Genomic DNA, 12,209 nt, shown 5'->3' on the forward strand with positions numbered 1-12,209 from the left:
AGCCCCCATGCACGACGACCGCACACTGACCGAACGCCGGCTCGCCCGGGTACTCGACCAGCGCCTCCGGCCCGCAGTCCACACCCGGAGCGTCCCGCTGGAGGTGAGCGCCCACCACATATCCGGAGAACCGGTCCCGGTGGCCGAAGGAATCTCCGGACCCTACGAACCGATCGGTACCGGCGCGTACTGGGGCCCGGCCTGGTCGACCAGCTGGTTCAGGATCCGTGGCACCGTTCCCGCCGACTGGGCGGGACGACGGGTCGAGGCGGTGCTCGACCTCGGCTTCGGCGCCACCCATCCGGGCTTCTCCGCCGAAGGACTCGTACACCGGGCCGACGGCACCCCCGTCAAGGCGCTCAACCCGCGCAACACCTGGCTCCTGATAGCCGAACAAGCTGTGGGAGGCGAGGAGTTCGAATACCACATCGAGGCCGCCGCCAACCCGCTGATCTTCGACTTCGACGCGGCGGGAGACCCCTTCGTCCCCACCCGTGCGGGCGATGTTGCCCCCTGGCTCCGCGGCGAAGCGCCGGCCGGGGCAGCCGGTGAACCCCTCTACCGACTGACCCGGACGGACCTCGCCGTCTTCGACCGGACGGTCTGGGAACTGGTCCAGGACCTCGACGTCCTGTCCGGGCTCATGCACCAGCTCCCGGAGGACTCCACCCGCCGCAGCGCGATCCGCCACACCGTGAGCGGTGCACTGGACGCGATCGACCTCCAGGACATCGGCGGCACCGCCGGGCGGGCCAGGGAACTGCTGGCCCCGGCGCTCTCCGCACCCGCGCACGCCAGCGCCCACCGCATCTCGGCCGTCGGCCACGCCCACATCGACACCGCCTGGTTGTGGCCGGTGCGCGAAACCGTCCGCAAGGCGGCGCGTACCGTCTCGAACGTCACCGCGCTGATGGACGACCACCCCGGCTTCCGGTTCGTGATGCCGCAGGCACAGCAACTCGCCTGGCTCAAGAAGCAGCGGCCCGAGGTGTACGCCCGGGTACTGGAGAAGGTGAGGACCGGACAGTTCCTGCCGACCGGCAGCCTCTGGGTCGAGCCCGACACCAATCTCTCCGGCGGTGAGTCCCTGGTCCGCCAGTTCGTCCACGGGAAGCGGTTCTACCTGGAGGAGTTCGGAGTCGAGACGCGAGACATGTGGCTGCCGGACACCTTCGGCTACAACGCCGCGCTGCCCCAGCTCATGAAGCTCGCCGGGATCGACTGGTTCCTGACGCAGAAGATCTCCTGGAACGCCACGAACGCCTTCCCGCACCACACCTTCTGGTGGGAGGGCATCGACGGCTCCCGGATCTTCAGCCACTTCCCGCCCGTCGACTCCTACAACGGTGACCTCTCCGGCGCCGACATCGGCCACACCGAACGCAACTTCCGCGACAAGGGACCCGCCGGCCGCTCCCTGGTGCCGTTCGGCTACGGGGACGGCGGGGGCGGCCCCACCCGCGAGATGCTGGCGCGCGCCGACCGGCTCGCGGACCTGGAGGGCTCCGCGAGGGTCGAGATGGAGGGGCCCGCCGAGTTCTTCACCAAGGCCCACGAAGAGTATCCCGACGCGCCGGTCTGGGTCGGCGAGCTGTACCTGGAACTCCACCGGGGCACCCTCACCAGCCAGCTCGCCACCAAGCAGGGCAACCGCCGCAGCGAACACCTGCTGCGGGAGGCCGAACTGTGGTCGGCCACGGCTGCGCTGCGGGCCGGTGAGCCGTATCCGTACGAGGCTCTCGACAGGGTCTGGAAGACCGTTCTGCTGCACCAGTTCCACGACATCCTGCCCGGCTCCTCCATCGCGTGGGTGCACCGGGAGACGGAGCAGACCTACCGGGAGGTCGCCCGGGAGCTGGGTGCGATCATCGACACCGCCCAGCGCGCCCTGGCCGGACCGCCGGACCCGGAGGGTGGCCAGGTCGTCTTCAACGCGGCACCGCACGGCCGCGACGGCATACCCGCTCTCGGCGCCATGCCCCGCACCACGCCGCTGCGGGCGGTCCCGGCGACGCCCGGCCCGGACGGCAGCCTCGTCCTGGACAACGATCTGGTGCGGATCACCGTCGACCGCCGTGGGCTGATCACGTCCGCGTACGACCTGACCGCCGGGCGCGAGGCGCTCGCCCCCGGCGCGGTGGCGAACCTGCTCCAGCTCCACCAGGACTTCCCCAACCAGTGGGACGCCTGGGACGTCGACGCGTTCTACCGCAACACCGTGCAGGACCTCACCGAAGCCGACGAGGTCACCCGGCACGGCGACTCCATCGAGGTGGTGCGCACCGTCAACCGCTCGCGCGTACGCCAGTCGCTCAGCCTGCGTGAAGGCGCCCGTCGGCTCGACATCGACACCACCGTCGACTGGAGGGAGCGGGAGAAGATCCTCAAGGCCGCCTTCCCGTTCGATCTCCGGGCCGGCCACTCCACCAGCGAGATCCCGTTCGGCCACGTGCAGCGGCCCACCCACTCCAACACCAGTTGGGACGCGGCCCGTTTCGAGATCTGCGCCCACCGCTTCCTGCACCTGGCTGAGCCGGGCTGGGGAGCAGCGCTGGTCAACGACTCCACCTACGGCCACGACGTCACCCACGATGTCCGACCCGACGGCGGCACGACGACCACTGCCAGGCTCTCGCTCCTGCGCGCCCCGCTCTTCCCGGACCCGGACACCGACCAGGGCGAACACCGTTTTCGCTACGGCCTGGTGATCGGCGCGGACATCGGCGACGCCGTCCGCGAGGGCTACTGCTTCAACCTTGCCGAACGTACCGTCGCCGGTACGGCCGTTGTCGCCCCCCTGGCAGAGGTCGACCACAGCGGTGTCGTGATCGAGGCGGTCAAGCTCGCGGACGACTGCTCGGGAGACGTGATCGTGCGTCTCTACGAGTCGCTCGGCGGGCGCGCCACGACGATCCTGCGCGCCGGATTCCCGTTTGCCGCCGCCGCGATGACCGACCTGCTCGAACGGCCCCTGGCAGACGGACCCGGCCTTCCTGTCACCGCCGACGGCGTACCGCTCGAACTGCGTCCTTTCCAGATCGTGACGGTGCGACTGTCCCCGTGCGCCTGACCCGCCCGACCGACGTCCTGGCTCCCCGTTGGTCACCCGCTTTGCACTGCCGTAACGCCCTGCGACTAGTTTGTGTGCAGGACAGTTGGAGCAGGCCCGTGGTGACAGAGGCGCACGGGGGACGGGAGGTCGGGAAGAGTGTCGCTGCGCGGAGGTGATCCAGCCGAGATCGGCGGCTATCCGCTCGAGGCGCGGCTCGGCTCGGGTGGCATGGGCACGGTCTTTCTGGCCCGTACGAGTTCGGGGCGACCCGTCGCGATCAAACTGATCCACCAGCAGTTCGCGGGGGACGAGGAGTTCCGGATCCGCTTCCGGCAGGAGGTGGCGGCCGCGAGGCGGGTGAGCGGCGCGTTCACCGCCGCCGTGGTCGACGCCGCCCCCGAGGCCGAGCAGCCCTGGATGGCGACGACCTACATCGAGGGGCAGACCCTCGCCCAGCGCATCGCCGCGAACGGCCCGCTGGACGGCGCGGAGCTGCGGAGGCTGGCCATCGGGCTGGCGGAGGCGCTGCGCGACATCCACCGGGCCGGGGTCGTCCACCGTGACCTGAAGCCCTCGAACGTCGTGCTCTCGCCCGAGGGCCCGCGCGTCATCGACTTCGGCATCTCGCGCGCCGCGGACCAGCAGACGCTGACGATGACGGGGCGGGTCATCGGTACGCCGCCCTTCATGTCGCCGGAGCAGCTGCAGGCGCCGCGTGGTGTGGGGCCGCGGTCCGACGTCTTCTCGCTGGGGACGCTGCTGGTGTACTCGGCGACCGGCCATGGACCCTTCGACGCGGACAGCCCCTACATGACGGCGTACCAGGTGGTGCACGAGGAGCCGTCGCTGGGGGCCGTGCCGGAGGCTCTGCGCGCGGTCGTCGAGTCGTGCCTGGACAAGGAGCCCGAGGGACGCCCCTCGGCGGACGAACTCCTCGTGCTGCTCCGGGATCTGCCGGCCGACCTCGGCGGGACCGAAGCGAGCGGGGCCGGTGTGGGCCGCACCCGCGACATGATCACCCAGCATGACATCGCTGCGCCGGCCACCCCGGTGCCGGTCGCCGCGACCACCGGCCCGGCCGGACCCGGTCCCGGTGCGGAGAACACCGGCACCGCGATCGGCCGCCGTCTGCGCAGCCGATGGCGCCCCGTGCTCGCGGCCGCGGTCGCTGTCGCAGCGATCGGCGGGGGAGTCACCGCGCTGAAGGCGGGCGGCTTCGGGGGGAACGGCGGAGGTGACAAGGGCAGAAGCGTCGCGGCGCCGACCGCCACGCTTCCGGACGGCTTCGAGCCCTGGCACGAGACCGTGCAGGGCGGTCGCGAGGACATCCCCGACGAGCTGCGGTGCGTCGCGCACGGCGACGCGCTGTTCTGCGGGGGCGGCGGTGTGGTCGCGGCCCGTATCAGGGCCGCGGACGGCTCGCGGGTGTGGACGGCGAAGAGCCCGGGCGTGCCGGTCCAGGGAATGCACCTGGTGGGCGCCACCGACGACACGGTGCTCGGTTACCGCTTCGCCGCCGAGGACGCCCCGCAGGACCCTCCCGGCGAGGTGGTGGCCATCGACGCGAACACGGGCCGGGAGCTGTGGTCCGTGCCGTCCGGCGCCCAGTCGACGGCCGTCACGGGCCGGACTCAGGACGCCCTGGTGGTCGGCTCGGCCGTCGTGACCGTCGATGCCTCCAACTCCGACTTCGAGGCCCGGGACGCGCACAGCGGTGAGATCACCTGGACCACGCCGTTCCCCGCGGGCACGCGGTGCGCCCCCGTGCCGGTGGGCCCGCAGCTCATGGCGATGTGCGCCGCGGACGCGGAGTTGGACGCCTCCGAGGTGCGCAACCCCACCCTCCACACGGTCGACCTCTCCTCGGGGGCCCTGGGCAGCCCCGTCGCGGTGGACGGCCCCGCCGTGCCGACGGGTGTCGCCGACGGCAGGCTCGTACTCCTTCAGGTGCGCATGGAGGGCCCGGAGTCGGTCGGCTACGACGGGGTGGCACGGGTCGACCCGGCCTCGCGGAAGGTCACGTACTCCCGACTGGCCGAGACGTACGCGGGGACGCCCGGCATGGCGGGCGGCATCGTCTACGTCAGCGGGCAGACCGGCCTCGTCACGGCGCTGGACCCCGCGACCGGGCGCAAGAAGTGGTCGCGGCAGACCGGCGTGGAGGGTGCGTCAGGGCCCGTGGCGGGGGCCGGCGCACTGTATTTCAGCTCGGCCAGCGGCCGGGTGGTTGCGCTGTCGCCGAAGGACGGCACACAGCTGTGGACGACGGACCCGCAGGCCGACGGTCTGGCGGGTGAGCAGGGCGCGAGCCCGCGCGTGACCGTTGCGGGGCGTGCGGTGATCGTGGCCGCGGCCGACAACACGCTCTTCGCCTTCGACACGCAGAAGCCGCCGAAGTCGGGCTGACCCGGGCGGCGCCGCGCTGCTCACGCCGTGTCCTGCCCGCTCGTCGCGGCCGCGTGGGCCGTGCGGCGGCGGCCGGCGTCCTCGTCGGTCTGCGCGTCGTACGTCAGGAGCTTCGGCAGTGCCGCGGCGAGCAGGCCCACCGACGCCAGGCAGGCGACGCCCCCGGTCCAGATCGCCGGGCGGGCGCCCGTCCAGCCGGCCATCGCACCCGCGCGCACCTGCCCGAGTTGCGGCCCGACGCTGTACGAGAGGACCTCGATGCCGGCCAGTCGGCCGCGCAGTTCGTCGGGGATGGTCTGGTTCCAGATCGTCGAACGGCCCAGCCCGCTCAGCATGTCCCCCGCGCCGGCCAGGCCCAGGCACACCAGCACCAGCCAGACGTTCGACAGCCAGCCGGCGGCTGCGATGGCCAGGCCCCACCCGGCCGCGCCGAACACGACCAGGAGCCCATGCCGACGTACTCGGGACACCCAGCCACTGGTCAGGCTCACCAGTACCGAACCGACGGATCCGGCCGTGTACATCAGTCCCAACGACCAGTCGGCGTCGAGCTCGTCGGCGAGGAAGGGGAAGATCGTGTTCGGGAAGGCGAAGAACATCGCCGCCAGGTCCACCGCGTAGGTACCCAGCAGGACCGGGCGCGACCAGGCGTAGCGAGCGCCCTGGGCTATGCCGCGGAGCGACGGCCTCTCCGCGTTCTCGGCCGGTGGCACGGGGGTGAGCCGTAGACACATCGTGACCGACACGGCGAAGCAGGTCACGGTGGTGGCGTACGCGGGAACGTTGCCCGCGTACGCCACGACCAGGCCGGCCAGCGCGGGGCCGGCGATCGCGCCGGCCTGCCAGCGGAACGCGTTGAGCGCGGCCGCCGCCGCGAGCTGGTCGTGCGGCACGATCCGGGCCAGCAGCGAGTCCAGTGCGGGGCGCTGAAGACCGGCCAGCGCCGCCACCCCGGCCGCCACCACGTAGAGCGGCCACAGCATCGGTTCCGGCAGCATCGCGTTCACCAGCAGGACGACCGCGAGCAGTCCGAGCCCGGCCTCGGTGAGCAGGATGACCTTGCGCCGGTCGACCGCGTCGGCGAGCGCCCCGCCGTACAGGCCGAAGACGATCAGCGGCACCAGCTCGACGGCGCCCATCGCGCCCACCGCGAGCGGGGACCCGGTCAGTTCCTTGATCTGGAGCGGCAGGGCGACCAGGGCCATGAAGCTGCCGAAATTCGTGATCAGGCCCTGTCCCCAGAGGAGCCGGAAGTCACGTGAGGAATGCCAGGGGGAGAGGTCGGGCAGCACCGCGGACAGTTTCGACGTCATGGCCGGCAGCCCACTGTCGTCACAGATGAACGAAGCATTGCGGAACTCCACGTCCTCGGGTGCCTGAGGTGCTCGTCCATCCGTCCGGGCACCGGGCCGTCCCCGTGAAGTGTGTGCACGCCCCTGGCGAAATGTTAGGTAGGGCTTGCCTTTCTGTTGCAGTGTAAAGGGGTAGCCGTCCGTGTCGCAATCAATCCAATGGGACAGCTGATGTAGCGATCCGGACATGCTGAAGTGGTCGATCGCGCCGGGGCGGGTCTCAGCCCCCGAGGGGCCTACTCCTTCGCGGCCCTGTCCAGGAAGGTGTCGAGCACCCCGTCACCGACCTTGGGCCTGACCTTGCCCCAGGAGTTGCGCGGCGGGTCGACGAGCACGGCGCGGGCCTGCTCCCGCAGTCCGGCGGACTCGGCGAACAGCCGGTTCGCCGCCTCCGCGTCTCCGCCGTCGCGCGCCGCGAGCGCGTCGACGGTCTTCACCATCGCCCCGCCCCACAGTGCGGTGGCATCCAGCCACGGCGCGGCGTCGACGGTGAAGCCCTTCTCCACGGTTCCGCCGCGGATGGTGGCCGGGGCCCCCTCGATGGCCGCCGCGTAGGAGCGCAGTGACTTCAGGGCCTCCGTACGGTCGCCGCCGCCGTCCCAGGCCGTCCAGAACTCCCTCACCCGCCGGTCGAGTTCGGGAGCCTGAGGCTGCCACGGCTCGGCACCGAAGGTCGGCGCCATGTGCTGCAGGTCGCCGAAGACCAGCAGCGCGTCGGCCGCCGCACCGTCCCCGCCCGCGAGGTAGGACATGGCCTGCGGCCAGCTCTCCCTCGCGTCGTACCCCCGGTCGTTCCAGGCGAAGCCGGCGGCACCGAAGACGGCGACCTTGCTGGCGTACGGCTGGTTCATGGGGTTGGCGACGATGCCGGAGAGGTGCTCCGAGAGGCCGGCCTCGCGTTTGTCGTACGGCGCGAGCAACAGGCGTCCGCTGGTGTTCCCGAAGTCGTTGACCGGATAGTTGTCCCAGACGAAGACCTTGCGGCCGAAGAGCTCCGAGATCCGGTCGGCCTCGTCGTTGGTGATCTGCGGGGGCACGACGTCGGTGCCGGTCCACATCACCACGACCTCCGGGTCCAGGGTGTCCCGGAGGGTCTTCTTGTACGGGCTGTCCCGCAGGTCGCCGTACTCCGTGGGCACCATCTGCAGCGGCTTCGCGCCGTCGTGGCCGGCGATGAAGTCGCGCTGTACGTCGTTCAGCAGGTCGACCTGGGCCCTGGCGGCCGACTCCTGGCCCGGCTCGCCGTACGCCGCACGGTCCGCCTCGCAGTTCCAGCTCGTGTAGTTGATGTCGTCGAGCGGGATGGAGAAGGCGCGGGTGCCCAGGTCGTACAGCGCCTGGAGCTTGGCCTTGAGCGTCGCGCGGTCCCCGGCGTCGGAGTAGCAGATCGACTCGCCGGGGGACACGGCGAAGGTGAAGCGCACATGGTTCGCGGTGGCCCGGCGGACCAGTTCGCCGAGCTCGGTGAGCTTGTCCTCGGGGTAGGGCTCGCGCCACTTGCCGCGGTGGTACGGGTCGTCCTTGGGGGCGTAGATGTACGTGTTGGCCTTGACGTCCCCGTAGAAGTCCATCTGGTCCAGGCGCTCCTGGTGTGTCCAGGGCTGGCCGTAGAAACCCTCGATGGTGCCGCGCAACGGCATCGACGGGTGGTCACTGATCCGGACACCGGAGATCTTCCAGCGCCCTTCGGAGCGGAGGAAGAGCTGGCGCAGGGTCTGCACGGCGTAGTACTGACCGTCGGCGTCCCTGCCGCCGAGCGCGATGGTCCCGGCGCTCCGGGTCCGGTTGACCCGCAGGGCGTAGCCCTCCGCCCGCTCCGGCACCTCCGTGCTGCCGAGCGCCCTGGCGATGTCGCTCCGGTCCGCCTCCCCGAGCCGCACGGTGAGGTGCCGTACGGAGTCCGCGGGAACGTTTCCTGGGGTGACGACCTCGACCGCGCGGGCCCCATGGTCCTTGAGCTCCTGGACCAGCCGGTCCCTGGCCGCGGCGTCCGTCGCATCGTCTGCGACGACGTACACCTTGCCGGTCACCCGGACGTCGTCGCCTGCGCGGCTGAGGTTCTGCGGAGTGGGGGAGACCGGTGGTGCCGCCCCCGCCGCGCGGCGGGGTGCGTCGGGGGCGGCGGTGGCCGGCAGGGTCTGGAGCACCAAACCACTTGCGAGTGCGAAGCATGTACAGACAGCCAGTGTTGTGCTTCCGCGAGGTCCCACGTCATCTCCTCATAGGGTCCGGGCCATCAACTTCCCTGCGTTTCTACGATGCTGGACCAAGGAGCGTTAAGTCATAAGACGTGTGGGGTCTAGACCTCTTGGCGTAGGGCCTTTACTCTGGCCAACACTGCCCGGCCGGGCTCAGGCTCGACGCAGTGCGGAACGGCCCGCGAAGCGCGCCGAGTCGCCCAGCTCCTCCTCGATCCGGATCAGCTGGTTGTACTTCGCCGTACGGTCGGAGCGGGAGAGCGAGCCGGTCTTGATCTGACCGCAGCCGGTCGCCACCGCCAGGTCCGCGATGGTGGTGTCCTCCGTCTCGCCCGAGCGGTGCGACATGACAGCCGTCCAGCCCGCCCGGTGGGCCGTGTCCACCGCGGTCAGCGCCTCGGTCAGGGTCCCGATCTGATTGACCTTGACCAGGACCGAGTTGCCGACGCCGGTACGGATGCCCTCGCGCAACAGCTTCTCGTCGGTGCAGAACACATCGTCGCCGACGAGCTGGCAGCGGTCGCCGACGCGGGCGGTCAGCTCGCGCCAGCCGTCCAGGTCGTTCTCCGCCATCGGGTCCTCGATGGAGACGACCGGATAGGCGTCGATGAGCCCGGCCAGGTAGTCGGCGTTCTCGGAGGGGGTGCGCCGCACCCCCTCACCCGCGTAGTCGTACACCCCGTCGCGGAAGAACTCCGAAGACGCCGGGTCCATGAGCAGGCCGATGTCCGTGCCGGGGCGGTAGCCGGTGCGCTCGACGGCGGTCGTCACGAAGTCGAGCGCCTCCTCGGCGGTACGCAAGGAGGGTGCGAAGCCGCCCTCGTCGCCGACGCCCGTGGAGTGCCCGGCGGCCAGCAGATCGCGGCGCAGGGTGTGGAAGACCTCGCTGCCCATGCGGACGGCTTCGGCGAAGGTGTCCGCACCCACGGGCGCGATCATGAACTCCTGGAAATCCAGCGGATTGTCGGCGTGGGCGCCGCCGTTGACGATGTTCATCATCGGCAGCGGCAGGAGACGCGCGTCGGCGCCGCCGAGGTAGCGGTAGAGGGGCAGGCGGTGGGCCGCCGCGGCGGCCTTGGCGGCGGCGAGGGAGACGCCGAGGATCGCGTTGGCGCCGAGCCGGGACTTCGTGGCGGTGCCGTCGAGGGCGACCAGCGCGGCGTCGAGACCCGCCTGGTCGGCCGCGTCCCGGCCGCGCACGGCTGCCGCGATCTCCCCGTTGACGTGGGCCACCGCGCGGTCCACGCCCTTGCCGTGCCAGCGCGCGGGGTCTCCGTCACGCAGTTCCACGGCCTCCCGGGTGCCGGTGGAGGCGCCGGACGGGACAGCCGCGCGCCCCAGGGACCCGTCCGTCAGGACGACGTCGACCTCGACCGTGGGGTTGCCCCGACTGTCGATGATCCGGCGGGCGGTGACGGTCCCGATGGCGGAGTCGACGGTTCCGAGTGCCTTTGCGGACATGGGAGGTCCTTCCCGTTGTCGTGTGCCGTGGCCCTGGCTGCGACAACGCTGGCGCTGAGCCCGACAAGGCGAAACCATACAGCAATGCTGCTCAGTTTTGCTGTGCAGCATTGCTGTGCAGATCGGCCGGTCCACCTGGTCAACGGGGTAAAGTGCCCTATGCCCACCTCGGAAGCCGCCGCCATCGCCGCCGAACTGCGCACCGCGATGGGCAAGCTCACCCGACGCGTCACACACGAGGACCGCATCCCGTTGGGCCAGGTCGCCGTGCTCGGTGTGCTCGACCGCGACGGCGCCATGACCACCAGCGACCTCGCCGCCGATCAGCGCGTACGCCCCCAGTCGATGGCCCGGGCGGTGGGGCTGCTCATGGAGCAGAACCTGATCACGCGCCGGGCGCACCCCACGGACGGCCGCAAGTCGCTGGTCGAGCTGTCGGACGAGGGCCGGGCCGCGCTCGAAGCGGAGCGCGGCCGCAGGGTCGGCTGGCTCGCGCAGGCGATCGAGGCCGAACTCAGCGATGAGGAGCGGACGTTGCTGGCGCGGAGCGCCGCCCTGCTGGAGCGGCTCGCCACCCGCTGACCCCGACGGGCGGCGTTCGCGTGGCCTGCCCGATAAATGTGCGGCCCATGCCCGTCAAACTTCCGTTCATCGCCCCTTGGTTTGCTGAACGACGTGGCAGGAGCCGGCCGAGGGGGGCGACGACATGCTGCGTGTTCACTTCGGTGACGCGGATCTGGCGAGGACCAGGATCGCGGCCGCGCCTGATCCGGTGTGGGAGATCGCCGCGAGTCTGCACCGGCTGCAGTCGCGGAAGGGCCGGTGGGCCTACGCCGAGTGGTACCGCACGGCGCGGCGGCAACTGCGGGAGAGGGGCCTGGAGCGTGCTCTGAGGAGTGTCCTGCTGCCGCTGTATCCGAGGGCCGCGTACTTTCCGGACTTCCTGACCCCGGCCCACGCGGTGGGTGACCTGGCCCTGGGAACCGAGTCGATCGTGGCCACGCCACCGCAGCGGATCCTGGAAGAGGTGGCCATCCTCGACCGGACCGTAGGGGCCCCCGCATGGGCCGGGCAGCTGACCCGGCTGGAGTCGCGCAAGGAGTTCGTGGGCCTGCTGCACGCGTACCACGACGCGGTTGTCGCCCCGTACGGCGAACAGGCGCAGGCCCGGATCGAGTCGGAGCGGGCGGCACGCTGCCGAGGGCTCCTGGACGGTGGGGTCGAGGGCATGCTCTCCGGGCTCGGGCCGATGCTGCGCTGGCGCCCTCCCGTCCTGGAGGTCAGCTACCCCAAGCAGGCCGCCGATCGCGACCTGCATCTGGGCGGCCGTGGACTCACGCTGGTCCCCTCGTACTTCAACTGGGGCGAACCGGTCGCCTTCGCCGATCCGCAACTGCCGCCCGTGCTCTGGTACTCGCTGCTCCACGAACCGGCCCAGCCGGACTCCCCGTACGGCAGCGACGCCGACGGCAAGCCCTTGGCGGCTCTCCTCGGACGGGCCCGAGCGGTTGCCCTGCGCTCGGCGTCCACCGGTGCCACGACCGCGGAGATGGCCCGTGCCGCGGGAGTCTCGGCCTCCTCGGCCAGCCGTCATGCCACCGCGCTGCGCGACGCGGGTCTCATCACCACGGTCCGCAACGGCCCTGCGGTACTGCACACCCTCACGCCCGTAGGGGCGGCCCTGCTCCGGTCGAGCACGGGAAGACCCGGCTGATCCGGGCCGCACTGCCGGCGAGTCGC

At 71.3% G+C, this 12,209-nt stretch carries 7 protein-coding genes; 4 read left to right on the forward strand and 3 right to left on the reverse strand.

Features of this window, described 5'->3' with window-relative positions; genetic code table 11:
• Positions 1-7: 7 nt before the first annotated feature.
• Together ACIRD8_RS04105 and ACIRD8_RS04110 are read left to right on the forward strand one after the other, a co-directional pair.
• Positions 8-3,070 carry an alpha-mannosidase gene (locus ACIRD8_RS04105; protein WP_403985754.1) on the forward strand — a complete coding sequence of 1,021 codons (3,063 nt, stop codon included), beginning with the start codon at positions 8-10 and terminating at the stop codon, positions 3,068-3,070.
• Between the two features lie 138 nt (positions 3,071-3,208).
• Complete coding sequence (locus ACIRD8_RS04110) at positions 3,209-5,458, forward strand: PQQ-binding-like beta-propeller repeat protein (RefSeq protein ID WP_403985756.1); 2,250 nt, start codon at positions 3,209-3,211, stop codon at positions 5,456-5,458.
• Between the two features lie 20 nt (positions 5,459-5,478).
• Here ACIRD8_RS04110 and ACIRD8_RS04115 read toward each other — a convergent pair whose 3' ends face one another.
• The 3 genes from ACIRD8_RS04115 to eno all read right to left on the reverse strand — a co-directional run bounded on the left by ACIRD8_RS04115 (position 5,479) and on the right by eno (position 10,469).
• Complete coding sequence (locus ACIRD8_RS04115; protein ID WP_403985758.1) at positions 5,479-6,771, reverse strand: MFS transporter; 1,293 nt, start codon at positions 6,769-6,771, stop codon at positions 5,479-5,481.
• A gap of 275 nt (positions 6,772-7,046) precedes the next feature.
• Positions 7,047-8,957: a beta-N-acetylglucosaminidase domain-containing protein gene (locus tag ACIRD8_RS04120; protein WP_403985760.1), complete on the reverse strand. Its 1,911-nt coding sequence runs from the start codon at positions 8,955-8,957 to the stop codon at positions 7,047-7,049.
• A gap of 204 nt (positions 8,958-9,161) precedes the next feature.
• Complete coding sequence (eno, locus tag ACIRD8_RS04125; RefSeq protein ID WP_403985762.1) at positions 9,162-10,469, reverse strand: phosphopyruvate hydratase; 1,308 nt, start codon at positions 10,467-10,469, stop codon at positions 9,162-9,164.
• Between the two features lie 159 nt (positions 10,470-10,628).
• Between eno and ACIRD8_RS04130 the strand changes: the two genes are divergently transcribed.
• Entirely contained in the window at positions 10,629-11,051 is a 423-nt protein-coding gene (locus ACIRD8_RS04130; RefSeq protein ID WP_403985764.1) for a MarR family winged helix-turn-helix transcriptional regulator, read from the forward strand.
• Positions 11,052-11,175: 124 nt separating this feature from the next.
• Positions 11,176-12,183 carry an ArsR family transcriptional regulator gene (locus tag ACIRD8_RS04135; RefSeq protein ID WP_403985766.1) on the forward strand — a complete coding sequence of 336 codons (1,008 nt, stop codon included), beginning with the start codon at positions 11,176-11,178 and terminating at the stop codon, positions 12,181-12,183.
• Positions 12,184-12,209: the final 26 nt, after the last annotated feature.

The organism is Streptomyces sp. NPDC102451 (genome assembly GCF_044765485.1).
In the GTDB taxonomy this organism is placed as follows: Bacteria; Actinomycetota; Actinomycetes; order Streptomycetales; family Streptomycetaceae; genus Streptomyces.